The sequence below is a fragment of the Maribacter sp. UBA3344 genome, from assembly GCF_002362375.1.
Lineage (GTDB): Bacteria > Bacteroidota > Bacteroidia > Flavobacteriales > Flavobacteriaceae > Maribacter > Maribacter dokdonensis.
The window spans coordinates 84,789-102,027 of record NZ_DERI01000010.1; the positions used below are offsets into that span (position 1 = coordinate 84,789).

At 37.3% G+C, this 17,239-nt stretch carries 15 protein-coding genes and 1 tRNA gene; 3 read left to right on the forward strand and 13 right to left on the reverse strand.

Features of this window, described 5'->3' with window-relative positions:
- Positions 1-3 precede the first annotated feature (3 nt).
- The 11 genes from hypF to B2Z27_RS07340 form a co-directional block, all read right to left on the reverse strand.
- Positions 4-2,265 (reverse strand): carbamoyltransferase HypF, encoded by a 2,262-nt coding sequence (gene hypF, locus B2Z27_RS07295; RefSeq protein ID WP_210708469.1) that lies wholly within the window; start codon positions 2,263-2,265, stop codon positions 4-6.
- Positions 2,266-2,967: a hydrogenase nickel incorporation protein HypB gene (hypB, locus tag B2Z27_RS07300; RefSeq protein WP_210708470.1), complete on the reverse strand. Its 702-nt coding sequence runs from the start codon at positions 2,965-2,967 to the stop codon at positions 2,266-2,268.
- A gap of 62 nt (positions 2,968-3,029) precedes the next feature.
- Positions 3,030-3,377 (reverse strand): hydrogenase maturation nickel metallochaperone HypA, encoded by a 348-nt coding sequence (locus B2Z27_RS19865; RefSeq protein WP_210708471.1) that lies wholly within the window; start codon positions 3,375-3,377, stop codon positions 3,030-3,032.
- The gene (locus B2Z27_RS07305; RefSeq protein WP_210708472.1) at positions 3,377-4,858 is read right to left on the reverse strand and encodes a hypothetical protein; all 1,482 of its coding nucleotides are present in this window, start codon (positions 4,856-4,858) and stop codon (positions 3,377-3,379) included. Before B2Z27_RS07305 ends, B2Z27_RS19865 begins: the two co-directional genes overlap by 1 nt.
- Entirely contained in the window at positions 4,833-5,090 is a 258-nt protein-coding gene (locus B2Z27_RS07310) for a hypothetical protein (protein WP_210708473.1), read from the reverse strand. The genes B2Z27_RS07305 and B2Z27_RS07310 overlap by 26 nt, the downstream gene beginning before the upstream one ends.
- A complete protein-coding gene (locus tag B2Z27_RS07315) occupies positions 5,087-5,407 on the reverse strand; it encodes a hypothetical protein (RefSeq protein WP_210708474.1) in 321 nt (106 codons plus the stop codon). Before B2Z27_RS07315 ends, B2Z27_RS07310 begins: the two co-directional genes overlap by 4 nt.
- On the reverse strand, positions 5,404-5,883 hold the full coding sequence (locus B2Z27_RS07320; RefSeq protein WP_210708475.1) for a hydrogenase maturation protease: 480 nt from the start codon (positions 5,881-5,883) through the stop codon (positions 5,404-5,406). Before B2Z27_RS07320 ends, B2Z27_RS07315 begins: the two co-directional genes overlap by 4 nt.
- 81 nt (positions 5,884-5,964) lie before the next feature.
- Entirely contained in the window at positions 5,965-7,557 is a 1,593-nt protein-coding gene (locus B2Z27_RS07325) for a nickel-dependent hydrogenase large subunit (RefSeq protein ID WP_210708476.1), read from the reverse strand.
- A gap of 23 nt (positions 7,558-7,580) precedes the next feature.
- On the reverse strand, positions 7,581-8,540 hold the full coding sequence (locus tag B2Z27_RS07330) for a hypothetical protein (RefSeq protein ID WP_210708477.1): 960 nt from the start codon (positions 8,538-8,540) through the stop codon (positions 7,581-7,583).
- 146 nt (positions 8,541-8,686) lie between these two features.
- Positions 8,687-9,928 carry a site-specific integrase gene (locus B2Z27_RS07335; protein WP_210708478.1) on the reverse strand — a complete coding sequence of 414 codons (1,242 nt, stop codon included), beginning with the start codon at positions 9,926-9,928 and terminating at the stop codon, positions 8,687-8,689.
- A gap of 238 nt (positions 9,929-10,166) precedes the next feature.
- Positions 10,167-10,246, reverse strand: a tRNA-Leu gene (locus tag B2Z27_RS07340).
- A 193-nt stretch (positions 10,247-10,439) separates the two neighbouring features.
- Here B2Z27_RS07340 and B2Z27_RS07345 point away from each other — a divergent pair.
- From B2Z27_RS07345 to pth, 3 genes are all read left to right on the forward strand, one after another.
- Positions 10,440-11,381: a ribose-phosphate pyrophosphokinase gene (locus tag B2Z27_RS07345; protein WP_286813217.1), complete on the forward strand. Its 942-nt coding sequence runs from the start codon at positions 10,440-10,442 to the stop codon at positions 11,379-11,381.
- Positions 11,382-11,422: 41 nt separating this feature from the next.
- On the forward strand, positions 11,423-12,052 hold the full coding sequence (locus B2Z27_RS07350; protein WP_286813176.1) for a 50S ribosomal protein L25/general stress protein Ctc: 630 nt from the start codon (positions 11,423-11,425) through the stop codon (positions 12,050-12,052).
- 86 nt (positions 12,053-12,138) lie between these two features.
- On the forward strand, positions 12,139-12,768 hold the full coding sequence (gene pth / locus B2Z27_RS07355) for an aminoacyl-tRNA hydrolase (RefSeq protein WP_286813177.1): 630 nt from the start codon (positions 12,139-12,141) through the stop codon (positions 12,766-12,768).
- A gap of 2 nt (positions 12,769-12,770) precedes the next feature.
- Here the strand turns inward: pth and B2Z27_RS07360 are convergent, their stop codons facing one another.
- Both B2Z27_RS07360 and B2Z27_RS07365 read right to left on the reverse strand, forming a co-directional pair.
- Complete coding sequence (locus B2Z27_RS07360; RefSeq protein ID WP_286813178.1) at positions 12,771-13,457, reverse strand: hypothetical protein; 687 nt, start codon at positions 13,455-13,457, stop codon at positions 12,771-12,773.
- Positions 13,454-17,218 (reverse strand): reprolysin-like metallopeptidase, encoded by a 3,765-nt coding sequence (locus B2Z27_RS07365; protein ID WP_286813179.1) that lies wholly within the window; start codon positions 17,216-17,218, stop codon positions 13,454-13,456. Before B2Z27_RS07365 ends, B2Z27_RS07360 begins: the two co-directional genes overlap by 4 nt.
- Positions 17,219-17,239: the final 21 nt, after the last annotated feature.

Sequence of the window (17,239 nt, forward strand, 5' to 3'; positions counted from 1 at the left end):
AGTCTAAATTTTTATATACTGATAATAACACAGCTGACCGAACGAAATATTCTCATCGTTACTAGACAATATACGATTAAATTTTAATTTTATCCCTTGCTTTTGCGATAGTTGCGACAGTTTTGTGACTAAAAGGGAATTTTGAAAAACGCCGCCGCTGCAAGCAATTGTTTCATAGTCATTTTGCTTGGCAATTTTCAAAATAACCAAAGCAAGGGTATGGATAAAACTATTGGCGTTTCTAAATTTAGAAATTCCTTCTTCTTTTGCCTTTTGGATATTAGCAATGAGAGTTTTTGATGGAATTCTCTCAAATGCTAAGTCTTCTAAAAAATCGATATAATCATTACCGTCATAATTCCTGGCTTGATTTTCTAAAAGCATTGCCGCTTCTCCTTCGTAAGAAGTCTTATCAATGATATCCAATAGGGATGCGACAGCATCAAACAATCTACCAACTGAGGAAGTTTTTAAGCTGTTAATTTCTAACATCCTGTTATAAACTTTCCATTCGGTTTCGGAGAATTTAGACTTGGCAAGCTCTCTTTTTGAACATGGAAGTATACTGAGCAATGCCAAACGTGGTTCTATCGCCATTCTATCAGCAGCAATCCAATCTACATACTCAAAGTGCGAAAGGCGTTTCATTTTATGTTTTTCATAATTGAAAAATTCCCCTCCCCAAATGGCCTGATCGTCACCGAAACCTGTTCCATCCCAAACAACGCCTAATATTTTTTCCTTGGATTTAAATAAATCATGTTCACCCAATACACTAGCGAAATGTGCTTTGTGATGCTGAATGGAAACTAGTTTTGTATTGCTTTTTTTGGAAAACGCTTTACCCAAAATACTACTTTGATATTGCGGATGTGAATCAATCAAAATAACTTCTGGTTGGCTTTCAAAAAGTTCCTTGTATTTAACAATACTTTCTTGATAGCGCACTAGAACATCATAATTATCTAAGTTTCCAAAATAGGGACTCACGTAGGTATGTGCATTTGGCACGTAGCTGAACGTGCTTTTTAGATGAGCCCCCATTGCCAAAACTTTTACAGGATTAGATTGTGTTCCTTTTAAATAGTTTGGGGCAAGTCCTCGAGAACGGCGAAGTATAATTTGTTGCTCACCAGCGAAACGAACAACCGAATCATCCTGTGGAAAAGCAACTTCTAAATCGTGATGTAAAAAATACTCGGTTACTCCCGAAAGCTGTTGAATTGCATCTTCTTTTGTAGATATAATCGGCGAACCATGAATGTTGCCACTTGTTGCGATGATGGGTATTTTCAGCTCATCCATCAAAAGTACTAGTAGTGCTGAAGATGGTAACATAACACCAAACTGATTTAAATTAGGAGCGATACTTTCTTGCTCTAAATCTGTTATGCTCTCCTTCGGATTCAAAATAATGATGGGCGATACCGAAGAAGTAAGTGCTTTTTCTTCCGACAAACTAAGCTTAAAGTCGTTCTTTACTCTTTCGATAGAAGGATAGAGCATCGCAAAAGGCTTAGTCGGTCGTTTTTTCTTTGCTCTCAAACGTTCAATGGTTAATTTATTATTAGCGTCGCAGCAAAGTAGATAGCCATTTGTGTTTTTTATTGCTACAATGTCACCATCTAATATAAATTTTGAAACTTTTTTGATGATTTCTGAATCAGCATCAACTATTGTTTTTCCATCAGATGTGGTAACTTTCAACTTGATACCACAGTCAGCACAACTATTAGTCTGCGAATGAAATCGCCGGTCATTGGGATTGGTATATTCTGTTTGACATGCAATGCACATATCAAAAGCAGAAACTGTCGTGTTGGCGCGTTCAAATGGAAACTTTTTTGTCACCGCATAGCGAGGTCCACAGTTGGTACAAGTAGTAAAGGCATAACCGTATCGCCTATTGTTTGTATCTCTTATTTCTATTTTGCATGATTCACAAATCGTAAAATCTGGCGTAAGTGGAATGTTGATTTTATGATTTGATTCCGAATGAACTATTCTGAAGTCATCAAATTCTCGAAAAGCGATTTCTGAAATAGAATATGATTGAATACTAGAAACTTCAGGAGCACTCTTAAGAATAGTAGTTAGGAAGTCCCTTGCTTTTTCTTCAACCGAGTTTAAATGGATTAAAACACCATCCTCATTATTACAAACTGAACCGTTACATTGAAATTGATCGGCTAGGCCATAAATAAAAGGACGGAAACCCACCCCTTGTACCTGACCTGAAATAATAATTTGAAAGGTTTGTTGCATTTAGGCATTATCCTTCTTCTGTTTGATTTTTGCTAGCAGCCACTCGCACCATTCATCAATACCTTCCTCTGAAAGAGCGGAGATTTGAAGTACTTCCAGCTCATGATTTACCTCTCTAGCATCTTTAGTTACAGCTTCTACTGAAAATGGTACATAAGGCAATAAATCCGCTTTGGAAACCAACATCATATCGCTGGTCAAGAACATTTTTGGGTACTTTTTTGGTTTGTCATCCCCCTCGGTAGTGGCCATTAACGTTACACGATAATCTTCGCCCAAATCAAAAGATGAGGGGCAGACCAAGTTTCCTACATTTTCTATAAAAAGTAAATCGATGCTCTCTAAATCAAATTGGTCAAGTACTTGATGCACCATTTGAGCTTCTAAATGACAAATACCGCCTGTAACTATTTGAAGCGCCTGAATACCCGTTTCGCGAATACGGTCGGCGTCACGTTCGGTTTCTAAATCACCTACCATAACTGCCATGGTAATTTTATCTTTTAATTTTTGAGCAGTTTTTTGCATCAAAGTGGTTTTACCACTTCCTGCGGAAGATGTAATATTTATTAGAAGGGTTCCTTTATTTGCCATCTCCTTCTTAATTATATCCGCTACAAAATCATTGGCTTTGAGCAAATTGATATTGGTGTTTTCGCATTGCACCGTTCCTCGTGCTGCTTTTGTTGATTTTTCTACCATTTTCTTTTTTATTTGGGAAACCACATGTGGTTTTACTTTTAATAATCACCCGACCAGCAAGGTCAGTCTTCGAATTCCACTTTGTGAATCAGCATTTCTTCGCCCTGAATCACATTCTTGCTGGGCTTTCCACATTGATTACAAATGAATCGATATTTCTCTACGTCGGTAATATAGTCACAAAATTCACAATGTATTTTCAGACTAGTTGATTCTATATGCATTTCGACATGATGGTAACCGGGATTTGTTATATGATAAGCACTATAAGCATTGTGTAAAAGTCGTGGTTCGATATTTGAAAGTATACCAACTTTCAAATGAATAGCTTTTAACCTATTCAATTTTTCGGTTTCAAACTCTTGTTCAAGCGTTCGCATAATGCTATTTACTATAGATGTTTCATGCATTAAATTAAACTTTTAACTTTTTCTAGTTCTTTTAAATGGTCGTTCGCCTGTGAAATCAAATTAGCATCGCTAACCAATACCAAAACTTCTTCGGCTTTTGACTTCATATCTTCATATTTTTCAAGTTCTCCCAAACTATCTTCATTGTGAGTGAGCCAGCCCAATTCCAATTGGTTGAGAAGTGTCAATGCACGTTCAAAAGGATAAGCGTTTGCCGTTCGTACATCAAGGGCTTCGTTAAAAAGCAGAGCTGCTTTTTTTAAATTATCATGGATTTTAGCTGGTGGAAAATCCATCAAAGCTGTTGCATAGTTATGACTGGCCATAGCGTTTTCATACGGGTACTTGTCTTTAGTATAAAACGCCAAAACCTCTTTAAATGAAGACGCGCAAAAGGCGGTCCACATTGCCTTTTCCTCTGAACTAACAGGGATTTCTGAATATATCAAAGCCAGATTGTGATGAACATCAGCGAATTTCTGCGGATGTGTATCCCGCTTAAAAACTTTTAATACATCTTGAAAAGCATTTATAGCTGCTTTGTAATATTGTGGACTTCCATTTTTTGACCATGTATATAAGAGAATACCTTTTTTGAATCCCGCTTCCCCTAAAAATTCTGGAATATCCGCTTGTTTAAAATATTGAATCGCCTTATTGATCAGTTCTTTTGATGCAATATAATCTTTCTTGAAATTGGCGATTTCCGCTGCATCAACTAACAACATACCTGCTTGTACTTTTAGATTTTTTGACTCGTAATAAGCAATTGCTGATAATTGCACATCGTGAACTTCATCTAACTTTTTCTTACTATAAGGCACCTCTAATTCTGCCATTAGAATTCCGGCTAAATGCGTGCTCATTGCATTTTTAGCGTCATTAGAGATGGCAATCGAAAGTTGTGCTTCTACTAGTCGTTTTGCTTCCTTCAATTCCCCATAGTCTAGAAGTAAGTTTAGAAAATGTTTTGCCGTAAATACTCTGATTTCATCATTTTCAGCTTTGGAAAGTGCTTCGGAAAATTCCTTTTTAAGTTCTTCGTTGCTTTTAGGACCTTCGACTATCCCATAGTAGTTCACTACGGCATTATTGTGTAGTGATGTACGATAACAGAAATCAACCATGGAGGACGAAATCTCGTATCCAAACTGTAAATGGGTAGCAATCAAAAGATGCTGATATAAAAGAGATTCTTCTGAAACAAACTCAAATGATTTCTGTTGATTTCCTAATTTATAAAAAACCAAAGCGAGTAAGTTTTCTTTAGTAAATGGGGTAGTTGGAAACACATAAGGTGGTTCCAAATCATACCAATCCAAAGGAACTATAATCTCATCAGAATTTATCACTAAGGTTTTAAAATCAGTTATGGTATTTGAATCCTGAGTAACAGTAACCAATTCATCTAATCTATCAATAGACGCAATAGTATTTAGAATTTTTTGGTTAGTGTCAGTTGTTGTTAATATTGTAAGCATCTTTATCTACTTTTTGTGAACCTCTAGGGTCTTTTGCCGCCGTTTGCTGCATACTTCTTCCATAAATTTCAGCTAGTCGCTCAGAACGGTAATCACCAATAGTTTTAATCAAAACCTGATTCGGGTCTTTTGTATTGATAAAAATAAGTGAAACTTCCCAACGACCTTTTACAGGGGTAACTTTGTATTGTACCTCTGAATCCAAAAGCCAGTTGTTTTTTTGCTTCGTCATGAAATATTCACCTTTATCAAGCTGGTTTTCTCAATGATTTCGTAGCCTAATGGCCTATCTGTCGTATCCAAATCGTTGTCTATCAAAATCTCCCGTATCGCAAGTGTTTTATCGCCTTTCAAATTACGGGATTTTAAAAGAAACTGCGTTGGTTTGTAAAGTTTAACAAACCATTGACTGGAAACAGGTGTAATCAAAATGTTACCTTGTTCTTTAACATAGGTCACATAAGCATAATGGATTTCACCAAAAATTGGTTCAACCAATTCATGGTCCAAATAAATATGTGAAGTCTTTAAGTTAATTTTCGTAATCACATCGGAATCGATAAATTTAGGTCTTCTAAAATATGCTGAACTACTTTGTCTCCGGCTTCTTTTACAACATCACTTAAATCAACTTCTAGTTTAGTATTTTCAATTGCCACTAAATATACCTGAATATCTTCAGGATACTCATCTTGTAATATTTTTTTGGTGTATGATAAAGCCTGATCCCATTTCATTCCATGGAGAAAAACCAAGGGGTCATCTTCAGGTGCTTTCATAACTTCTTCCGCTGGCACCTTGAATAAAGTGCCAACAGGCTCATTACTGTTTAAAACTGCATCTGCCAAAATGATTTTATTATGACCTTTTAATCCGAATAACACTTCAAAGGCTGCTGTACCCATATCGAAAATATTAATATTTTCAGATTCAGGAAGTTTTTCTCGTAGTTGTTCAATCACATAAATACCTACAGCATCATCGCTTCTGACCGGATTTCCAAACCCCATTATTGCCGTCTTCATATCTTTTTAATTTCAGTTAAATTAAAAAACTTTCCTGAGGTTACCCCTCAGGAAAGTCCTTATAAAACTATATGACAAAGGTTATAGTTTAAATCGTGATAGCTCTACGCCACTTTTAGCATCGTGGGCATGCACCGTGCAAACCAAGCAAGAATCGAAGGAACGAGCTACAATACCTACTTCTACTGGATCTAGTGGGTCTTCGATGTCTATACCAATTAGCGCTTCTTCAATTGGACCAGGATTATCATTACCATCTTGCGGACCAACATTCCATGTTGTCGGTGCCATCACTTGATAATTTTTGATTACACCGTCCTTAATCTCTATCCAGTGCGCTAAAGCACCACGGGCGGCTTCGGTAGCTCCAAAACCTTTTCCATCTTTCTCAACAGGCTTGATGTAGAACTCACCATCCAAATCAATTTCAGATAACCATTGTTCTACAAACTTATAGATTCTTGGAGCTTCATGAACTCTTGCCAATACCCTAGTGAATACACTAGGACCTAGTTTTTTCATAATATCACCAAACAAAGGATCTTGAATCTGGTGGTCTTTGTTCGCAGGATTAGAGTTCATTATTACACGCGCCAATGGTCCAGCTTCTGCTGCCTGCCCATCATAACGAGGTGATTTTGACCAACTATATTGATTATCAAAATCGCTATCATGTAAGGTTTGCGACTTCATTGGAGTTGGTAACGGCTCATCCCAAGGGTGAAGACCATCTTCTTGATCTTTATACCATGAATGCTTTACATGCTCGCTTACCTTCATATGATCAAACTCATGATAGTTTTCTCCATCAAAGAATCCACTTGATTGAATCAAAGCATCGTTCCTACCTTCTATAGTGGGATTGTTATATCTGTCTTTGTGTAAATATGTTCCTGTAGCCAGGAATTTACCAACGCCTTGACCAAATTTATCCAATCCGAATTCAATACCAGCTCTTATCAATAAACCTAAATCACTATTTTTTTGAGATTCATTTTCATCAACCCAAGCCAACATATCATCCCAAGACTTAATTTCCATGTATCGCTCAATAGAACAACCCAACCAAATCGGCTCAAGCCAATCATTTTTAAATTGTGCCAAAATTGCATGTGCCCGAGTAATATCTTTTAATGTAGGTGCACACATAACACCGCCTGGCACCATATAACTGGAGTGCGGCCATTGACCACCAAACAAAGCGTAAATCTGTACTGGTAATCCACTCGCTGTTAATCCTTTTTGAAATGTTTCACCAACATAAGCAGACCATCGTTTTACAACTTCTTCATAAAGAGGTTGATCTGCATATTTTTTATTTGCTAAATCCGTAGCAAAAATGGCATAGTACCATCTTGGGATACTTTGTAAGGTTTCCGAAGCTTGGCCAATAGCTCTTAACAAAAGTGCATTTGGGCTTAGTTTTGTTCCCCATGCCGTATCCAGCGCAGATGACGCACAATACAAGTGTGAACCTCCACAGATTCCACAAATTCTAGGTGTGACAATGAGTCCCGATTGCGGGTCTTTGCCCTCCATAATTTTCTCAAAACCTCTAAACATGGCCGCCTGAGTATGAGCTCGAGTTACTTTACCGTTTTCGATATAGACCTTTACATCTAAATCGCCCTCAACACGGCCAACAGGAGATATATTTAATTCTGTAACTGACATTTGTTTTTCTTTTAAGATTCTATTTATTTGGAAGTTTCCATTATTTTTTTGTTTGTTGGCATAACTTTTTGAAAACCTGCCTCTAAATAGTATGCTAGTTTTGTTCTTCCCTCTGGAACTTCTTTTGGAAAAACCCCTAAGTGCTTCATAGTTTTCAAAACACTACCTTTCATCAAATCATTATGAGGAAACCCTGGTTCGGTACATCCTAAACAAGGATGGTTTGAACGGGTTTTACTTGATTGTCTATTCCATAAAATATTATTGCAACTCGCACGCGTCATTGGACCTCTACAACCCACTTCATAGAATAAACATCCGCCGCGGCGACCGAACCCCCCGTCAACTTTTTGTGCAAAATTGGTAACGTTAGTACAACCATCTTGAACGAAGTCTGTAAAAAACGTTTTTGGTCTTTGATAATCATCTATTAAAACATCACCTATTCTACCAACAGAAATTGCCACTAATATCTGAGTAATCCAATCCGGATGCGCAGGGCAACCTGGTATATTTATAACTGGCAAACCGCCTTTGGACACATAGTCGGCTCCAAGGAAGCCCCCTTTGTTCTTTTTAAGGAATTGCATTCCAGTAGATTCACTAGGGTTTGGTGCCACAGCAGGTATACCTCCCCAAGTTGCACAATCACCAATAGCAACAACATAGCCAGCAACTTCAGAAAGTTCTTTAATCCAGTCCTTCATAGGTCGATCAGCAAATAAATTCATGGTACCTGTATTATCAGGACCTTGAATAATCGACCCTTCAAATACAAGAATATCCATCTGTACCTTTCCCGCAAGGATATCCTTTAATAGGTCTTGAACTTGGTCCCCAATCTGTAAACCTGTTGTTGGGTGCCATAGTATGTTTAATCCGAAGTCGGTGATAAGTTCCACCACAGTTGGTTCTTCGGCGTTCAAGAAGGACATTGTGTTTCCACTGCATGCCCCTCCTTGTAACCAGAGTACGTTTGCCATAATTTGAGAAATATTTAATATATAGTTAAGTAAGATATGAATATGCTCATTATTTAGCAAAACAATTATGGCATAACCATCTATTTGGAATATTTCTAAATAAATTTGTTTTTGAAAAACTAAAAATCCGAATATAAAATCGCATACTAAGTAATATTCTTTGCGAATAATTTGCTTTCATTTTCAAATCGCAATCGAAGCTTTTTCATATCCTCGGAGAGTTTAATATCTAATATTTTTGCATAATGTTGAGTCGTTTTCAATGACTTGTGTCCTAACATCTTACTAACAGATTCAATAGGTACACCATTAGATAAAGTTATAGTAGTTGCAAACGTATGTCTAGCCATATGAAAGGTTAATTTCTTCGTTATACCACTAAGATCAGCAATCTCTTTAAGGTACCCGTTTGTTTTCTGATTACTATAAACAGGTAGTAGCTTATTTTCATAATTTATCATACTAGCATATTTGGATATAATTTGCTCGGCAACGGGTAAAATTGGAATACTACTTAATGTTTTTGTCTTCGTCCTGTTTACTTTTATCCATCGTCCACCATCCATGCCTATTACAATATCGTCTTCTTTGAGTTTTGCAACATCAACATAGGCAAGACCTGTGTAACAGCTAAAAATAAAAACATCCCTAACCTGCGACAACCTAGGAATTGAAAAGTCAGCTTCAATGAGTTTATCAATTTCATCTTTTCTTAAAAACTCCTTATCAATGGTCTTCGCCCGCAGTTTGAAATTATAAAACGGATCCTTATCCAACCATCCATTTGCACAAGCCACCCTTATGATTTTTTTAAAATAAGCAACATACTTTAAAGCTGAATTATGCGAGAGATTTTGTTTGGTCTTTAAGAAGTAAATGAACCCATTGATATATTGGACATCTATACCCTTTAAAGGGTAATCATCTAACTTGTAATTAGATTTAATGTATTTGGCAAGATGCTTTTTGGTAGTTTTATACCTTTGTAAGGTCCTAAAAGAAAACTCTTTTCCTACCAACCTTTCCATTGTAAGATTGTGTTCTTCAAACATTTCTAGAATGAGTTTACGACTTTTATTGACACCAATATATTCATCTCTTATACCTTTTGCCGTTACAATCTCGATATCTTGGTTTAAAAGATTCTGATAAATCTCATAAATCCTATTTTTGATTATATCCAGCTGTCGATTAGCCTGTCTCGCTTCTATGCTATATCCAATAACCCGGTTTGCTTTAGCATTCCATTTTGATATAGGTATTTTCCGCAAAGTGCTGACTTCTGCTCTTTTACCATTGACAGTTATTCGTAGATAAATGGTGGCCATAGATAGGTCACCAGTAGCCTTTTTCCTGAGATAAAATAAAACGGACAACGAATTCTGCATTAATTTTCGATTTAAAATACTTAAATATAGAAAATAATTCACAAAAGTCAACGCTGTAAGCTACTGTAAATAAGAGAATTAAAATCAATTCGGGCGCAGTAACTACTATCTTTCTAGTGCGCCCGAATTAGACACCTGCCAGATGGTTTTAAATGGTCCTAAATGATATCGTTAAAAAGAAAAAACCCTGTAAAACATATAGTTTACAGGGTTTTGGTGTAATGTAATCTGTTAATCGTACTCGAGGTGGGAATCGAACCCACACTCCGAAGAACTGGATTTTGAATCCAGCGCGTCTACCAGTTCCGCCACTCGAGCATATTTGCCATTCAAAATTGGCATCTTATCAAAATAGGACTGCAAAATTAAATAATAATTTTCTTTCTACCACTAAAAATATCAATATTTATGCATTAGCAACCAAAATTAATTTTTAAATTTGCACCTTCTAAAAAACAAGTGCTTGCCGCCATACAAGGAAGTAACTATTTGGGAAACAATAAACAAAGACATGCCATACCAAGTTCCGCAACCGAAAATATTTGCTTGTACACAAAGTAAAATCTTAGGAGAAAAAATTGCCAAAGCCTATGGTATGGAATTAGGTAATGTTATATTCTCCAGATATAGTGATGGTGAATTTCAACCTTCTTTTGAAGAATCAATAAGAGGAACCCGTATATTTCTTATTGGATCAACACATCCCGGTCCAGAGAACTTAATGGAAATGTTATTAATGATAGATGCTGCCAAAAGAGCATCTGCGCGTCATATTACAGCCGTTATGCCGTATTTTGGCTGGGCAAGACAAGATAGAAAAGACAAACCTAGAGTGCCTATTGCTGCCAAATTGGTCGCTAAAATGTTAGAAACAGCTGGGGCAACTAGAATTATCACCATGGATTTACATGCTGATCAAATACAAGGCTTTTTTGAAAAACCGGTTGACCACTTATTCGCATCAACATTGTTTTTGCCTTATTTAAAAAGTTTAGGTTTAAAAGATCTTACCATAGCTTCACCAGACATGGGTGGATCAAAAAGAGCTTACGCTTATTCAAAAGCTTTAGATTGTGATGTTGTAGTATGTTACAAGCAAAGAGCTAAAGCCAATGTTATTTCACACATGGAACTAATTGGTGATGTAAAAGGTAAAAATGTAGTGCTTGCAGATGACATGGTAGATACGGCAGGTACATTGACCAAAGCAGCGGACCTAATGATGGAACGTGGCGCTTTGAGCGTTAGGGCCATTGCTACACATGGTCTATTATCAGGAGATGCTTACGAGAAAATTGAGAAATCAAAACTTACGGAATTGATCATTACAGATTCAATCCCGGCGGAGGTAAAGAGTGATAAAGTAAAAGTTTTAAGTTGTGCAGATTTATTTGCCGATGTCATGGACAAGGTACACAACAATAACTCCATATCTTCTAAGTTTTTAATGTAACGAAGAAGTCAAAACAAGAATATTAATTTTTAATACACATAATGAAGTCAATTACAATTAAAGGATCAGAAAGAGAAAGCGTGGGCAAGAAGGCAACGAAGGCCCTACGTAATGCTGGAAAGGTGCCTTGCGTGGTATACGGAGGGGATAAACCATTACACTTTTCAGCAGATGAACTAACGTTCAGAGACTTGGTTTACACTCCAAATGCACACACTGTTGCAATTGAGTTGGAAGGCAAAGAAACTGTTAATGCAGTATTACAGGATATTCAATTTCATCCTGTAACGGATGCCATCATCCATATTGATTTTTATCAGTTATTCGATGATAAAATGGTTACCATGAACATTCCTGTAAGATTACAAGGGAATTCACCGGGTGTTCGTAATGGTGGACGTTTATTGTTCAGAAAACGTAAGCTTGCAATCAAAGCTTTACCTAGCAAATTACCAGATTTCTTCGATATCGATATTTCTAAATTAAGAATAGGTCAGAATATTTCTGTAGGATCATTATTAAGTGATGATTTCACTATTTTACATCCAGAAAACCAAGTAGTAGTACAGGTTAAAACTGCACGTACCGCTGTTGTTACTGATGATGAAGATGAAGATGAAGAAGGAGCTGAAGGTGCAGAAGGTGCATCTGAAGAAGCTACTCAAGAATAGACTTAACGGTTTAAAATTCATTAAAAAGCATCCTGGTATTTGTATCAGGATGCTTTTGTATTTTTACGCACTAAATTATAGTTCAAATGCTCCGTTTACTTAAATCCTTTTTTACCAAACAGAGTATTATTATCGAAGAAAGAGATCCCATGAAAAAATTTTTGATCGTTGGCCTTGGAAATATAGGAGAAGAATATACCGAAACCCGACACAACATCGGTTTTAAAATACTGGACGAAGTAGCCAAAACAAACGACTTTACCTTTGAAACGGCAAAACTAGGAGACATTGGTTCTTATAAGGTAAAAGGAAGAACTATTATTTGTCTTAAGCCCTCAACATATATGAACAGAAGTGGCAAGGCATTGAAATATTGGATGGATAAAGAAAATATTCCGCAATGTAACGTCCTTGTAATTACAGATGATATTAATCTGCCATTTGGAACCATTCGTATTAAAACAAAAGGCAGTAATGGTGGCCATAATGGATTAAAGGATGTAGAATTATTTCTACAGACCATTCAATACAACAGGTACCGCTTTGGAGTAGGTTCAGATTTTGGTAAGGGTAGACAGGTTGAATACGTGTTAGGACAATGGAACAGTGACGAGCAAGCATTATTACCAGAGCGATTAAAGAAATCAACTGAGATTATCAACTCTTTCGCCTTAGCCGGCATTGCCAGAACAATGAATCAATTCAACAATTCTTAGCATTAAAGCACCTTAAAACTATATACCCCGGTATTAGATCTATTACCTTCTGCATCTATAACAATTACACGCCAATAGTAAACCGTATCTGAAGATACCGAAACTTTGATATTGGTAACATCTGATGAAAGCGTACGTATAAGATCAATTGGTGGCATTTCTACCGAAAAATAGACTTCATAACCGGTTATATCATTATCCAGATCAGATGCAGACCAAACTAGCTCTACCTCATTATTGATGTCCTTAAAAACACTTGAAGAGGAAGCCGGGCTCTCAATAGTTGCCGGAAAGGGGGCAAATGTAGTTCTAGACCCTGCATTATAAAAATACCATTCTTCACTGGAAACCGTTTCTTCTACGTCACTATTACGTGATCGTACCAACCATGAAAACTGCTCTCCTTTGGCCAAAGGCAGCTTTGCTGAATTTGAAGTAGACACAATGGTTTGCACCGTACTCGTAGCAATATTGGTAACACGTAACTCATACGTTTCCGTATTATCCGCCAAGTTCCATCTAAATTCTACCTGACTGGTTTCAGTACCTAAGCTTACACCGGTTGTACATTCAGAATTCTCTTCGGGGAATACCAAACTTACTGCTTCTGGAGGTGTTGCAGAACGCTTCTTTTTACAGCTAGAAAAAGCTATAACTACGCAGAAAGAGAACATTAGAAAACGTATCATTCCTTAATTACTTTTGTTGTTCCATTAATTGTATTTCCCTCATACCTTAAATAGTATATTCCCGCGGCCAATGCACTTAAATCTAACTGAATTATGCCATTCACCAATGTGGTTGTTTCATCATAGATAAACCTACCGTCTATACTAAAAATACTTACAAAAACATCTTCTTGCTGCCCACCTATATACACCTGTACTACATCTTTTACCGGGTTTGGAAAAACTACCGGGCGCTCATAAAAACCTATTTGCTCTTCATGAACTCCTTGACAGGCAATTGGAGTATATACCTTTAAAGAATTTAGTCCTTTTTGCAGTTCTAATTGCACAACAGAATCTTCCGTTTGTATGGCTATTCCGTTCAACTCTATCGTATAAAATGAAGACCCGGACAAATTCAATGTCACTAAAGACCCATCATCCGCAATTTTAGAAGAAACGTTTAACGGACCAGGTTCGGTTATTTGTACTTCAACACAATATTCTTGATAAACGACTGTACCATCCGTACCCGTAATACATAATGTATACGTACCCGCACTTAAGTTTGCCAAATTAAAGCTATTGGAAAAATTTTGCGTTAAATCAACCCCATTACCCGACACGGTAATTTGATAATCCAATGCCAATTTAGGGGAAATGGACAAAGACCCATCATTATTATCGCTACAGGTTTCACTTTCTAAAGTAATTACAAAATTCTCTGAAGGAAAGCGATAAATTGCACAACCGGAAGCATCTACCTCCTGCCCTTCCGGGGTATTTAGACAAAGATCGTCACCATCATCGAATACACCATCATTATCTGCATCTGGTCTAAAGTCACCTTCAACACAAACCTCAAGAGCAAAAGAAACCAAGCGTCCACCATCAGAAGGCGCATTATCTTTTACTTCCAAAGTCCATTCACCCAGTATAGATTCCCCATTAAAGGAACTTAACGTTCCCAATGGTTTCACAGACCCACCTATTCCAGGATTTACACCACAATTAAAAGCAGGGCTGTCATCATCGAAAATAGCATTAATGTCACTTGCATCACCACAAGAATTAGAAACCAAGGTAACGGTTGTACCTGCCGGTGAAGTTAAGCTGACCACCAAATCAGCTAAAAAAGTATGCTCAATATCTAACTGCACATTAATATCCGCAATGGGTAAATCTTCTAAAAAGATCAACTTAGACGTTATTACCGGTGTTCCGCTGCTTGATATTGCTATTGGCGTATCAGTAGATTCTTTTGTGGTACAATTAAAATGTACGGTAGAGAAGCTAAAGGCTTCACTAAAATCTCCCTCACCACAATTGTTCTTAGGTTTTACGCGCCAATAATATGTGCTATTATTATCCAAAAGGGTTGGCGTGTAGGAACTACCCGATACGGATACAGATTCTACGATAGAAGTAAAGGCAGAATCGCTCGCAATTTCCAACTCGTACTGAGTATTACCGATCGATGTACCCCATTCCAAAAGAATATCTGTAGAAGCATTTGCAAATCCATTTGTAGGAGCTACTAGAATAACATCTTCAAAATTGTCTTCAAACACCCTTACTTGAAGCGTAATTTCTTTAGTGACCGTAGCGGATGTAGCTACCACCTTTATAGGGTACTCTCCTATGTTTAGACCCGCCACACCTTCTATAGCTATACTAACTTCGGTATCCGTTGCATCTGCGGTCGCCGGGGTAAAGGTTGCCGTTAGGCCTGCAGGCAAATCCTGAACACTAAATGTACTTTCCTCATCAAAACCCAAATTAGTTTCGTAATTAAAGGAAACATTTAAATCATTTGGCTTACAGACATCAAATATTACCTCATCAAAATCCATTACAATTTCAGAAGGTGTTATGGAAAATAAAGCATCGTTTACTGCAAAGAATATATTATCATCCGCCATTACCATTATACGCCCTGTACTGGTAGGAAGGTTCGGTATAATAACTTCATGACTTCCATCATTTAGTATATTCTCTGCCAATATTTCAGTAAAGGTAATTCCACGATCCGTAGATAATAATATGGTAACCGTTTCCGCATTGATCGGTGCTACGTTCGTATTGGCTACATCCCAAGTTATGGTTTGTACCGATCCAGCTTCAAAGGTCTCTTGTGTACTTTGGGAACTCACCAAAAAAGGACCGGCTTCACCGCTCACCGAAACTGTCATTTCATCAGAAACAGATTGCCCTCCGTTCAAGGCATTATCCCTTACGGTCACTGAAAAATTGAGATCCCTGCCAACGTTTGACAAAGTTTCCCAAGCATCGCCAATTGAAGGTAACGCCTCTGTAAGTTCCCCGCTCAAAATACGGGTAAGGTTAGGAAAATATCGTTGTGGAATTAGTGAAGGTGGTAAAGACCTAAAATTGGCTCCTGCCGGATTTGTAGGTCCGAACGTAGATTGGGTTACAATACCGTTATCTATTTGCTCCCATGTATAACTAAGTACATCACCGGTATCTACATCGTTAGCTTCTGCAGTTAGCACAAAAGGTGTGCCTTTTGGAATATTATAATTCACCAATGGACTTAACGTTGGTGGTGTATTTCCAAGTACCTCGGTACTACCACATGAAACTGTTTCCAAATAATCCCTGATTTGTACAATACTTACGTAGTGAAAATAATCATCACTATTATTGGCCACATTATTATTCCCCGTAATACCGGCATACCCCATAATAGTTGTACCACTGGCAGGTTCCACTTGTACTATAGTGCCTTCTGAAGTATGTGAAAAAGAGTGATTGGCACCAAATTGATGCCCTATTTCATGCGCTACCAGATCAATATCAAAAGCATCGCCGACCGGAGAAGACAAAGTAGTATAACCACTACCTTTTCTTCCGTCTACGCAAACAGCACCAATAAAGCCAGAATTACCATCTAATGTATTATCCTGTTGGTTGAATAAATGCCCGATATCATAATTTGATTCTCCTATGACACTTGTTAGGGTGTTTTGCACCTGAGAGCTTAAACTACCGGTGTAAGGATCAGTATCTGAATTGGTATATATAACAAGATCTGTATTTGCGATCAACTCTAAAGTAATAGCCAAATCTCTTTCAAAAACGGCGTTGACCCTTGTCAACGTAGCATTTATGGCCGCTAAAGCATCTGCCTTGGTTCCCCCATGAAATTCTGTATACTCACCTGATGCAGAAATAGCTATCCTGAATTTTCTCAGTGTTTGATCATCTACCAATTTAGCGGTTACATTCTGAGAATACTCCTTAACCTCCGGCACTGTTTTACAAACAAAATCTATATCACTCTCCTCTTGTTCCGTTCTACGGTACAACACATAAATATCATCAGTAGATTTTTGCATGAACAAAGCCCCATTTTCACCAGATGTACTCATTGTACTTTGTATACCCTTTGGCGACATACTGAACCTTATCTGCGTTGTTGCATCGTTCAAGGCAACTCCCTTAAAAGATTTTATGGAAGGGTATTTCTCGGCTAAACCTTTCGCAAAAAGATGTGCATCTTCCACTAAAAAGGGAATTATTTCACCCAACTCGTTAGGGAAATAAACAATTTTAGATGATTTACCGTCGTTTAATACCTTCGTAAATTGTTCTTGATCTAATTTAAAAGCCTTGCTTTTATTTACTTTTAAGCGTTGTTTGGATAATCGCTTCGCCGCTCCGTTCAACTCCGTATTTTTCCAATATGTAGATTGCGCTACACCGGAAAAGGAAAGAAATACTATGGTAATTGTAAAAACTAGGCGTAATTTTGCAATCATTAAGGGACTTTTAACCAAAAT

Bases quoted from the DNA above. Each gene is read 5' to 3' on its own strand.
- hypF (WP_210708469.1), bottom strand. From the start codon at position 2,265: ATGCAACAAACCTTTCAAATTATTATTTCAGGTCAGGTACAAGGGGTG.
- hypB (WP_210708470.1), bottom strand. From the start codon at position 2,967: ATGGTAGAAAAATCAACAAAAGCAGCACGAGGAACGGTGCAATGCGAA.
- B2Z27_RS19865 (WP_210708471.1), bottom strand. From the start codon at position 3,377: ATGCATGAAACATCTATAGTAAATAGCATTATGCGAACGCTTGAACAA.
- B2Z27_RS07305 (WP_210708472.1), bottom strand. From the start codon at position 4,858: ATGCTTACAATATTAACAACAACTGACACTAACCAAAAAATTCTAAAT.
- B2Z27_RS07310 (WP_210708473.1), bottom strand. From the start codon at position 5,090: ATGACGAAGCAAAAAAACAACTGGCTTTTGGATTCAGAGGTACAATAC.
- B2Z27_RS07320 (WP_210708475.1), bottom strand. From the start codon at position 5,883: ATGAAGACGGCAATAATGGGGTTTGGAAATCCGGTCAGAAGCGATGAT.
- B2Z27_RS07325 (WP_210708476.1), bottom strand. From the start codon at position 7,557: ATGTCAGTTACAGAATTAAATATATCTCCTGTTGGCCGTGTTGAGGGC.
- B2Z27_RS07330 (WP_210708477.1), bottom strand. From the start codon at position 8,540: ATGGCAAACGTACTCTGGTTACAAGGAGGGGCATGCAGTGGAAACACA.
- B2Z27_RS07335 (WP_210708478.1), bottom strand. From the start codon at position 9,928: ATGCAGAATTCGTTGTCCGTTTTATTTTATCTCAGGAAAAAGGCTACT.
- B2Z27_RS07345 (WP_286813217.1), top strand. From the start codon at position 10,440: ATGCCATACCAAGTTCCGCAACCGAAAATATTTGCTTGTACACAAAGT.
- B2Z27_RS07350 (WP_286813176.1), top strand. From the start codon at position 11,423: ATGAAGTCAATTACAATTAAAGGATCAGAAAGAGAAAGCGTGGGCAAG.
- pth (WP_286813177.1), top strand. From the start codon at position 12,139: ATGCTCCGTTTACTTAAATCCTTTTTTACCAAACAGAGTATTATTATC.
- B2Z27_RS07360 (WP_286813178.1), bottom strand. From the start codon at position 13,457: ATGATACGTTTTCTAATGTTCTCTTTCTGCGTAGTTATAGCTTTTTCT.
- B2Z27_RS07365 (WP_286813179.1), bottom strand. From the start codon at position 17,218: ATGATTGCAAAATTACGCCTAGTTTTTACAATTACCATAGTATTTCTT.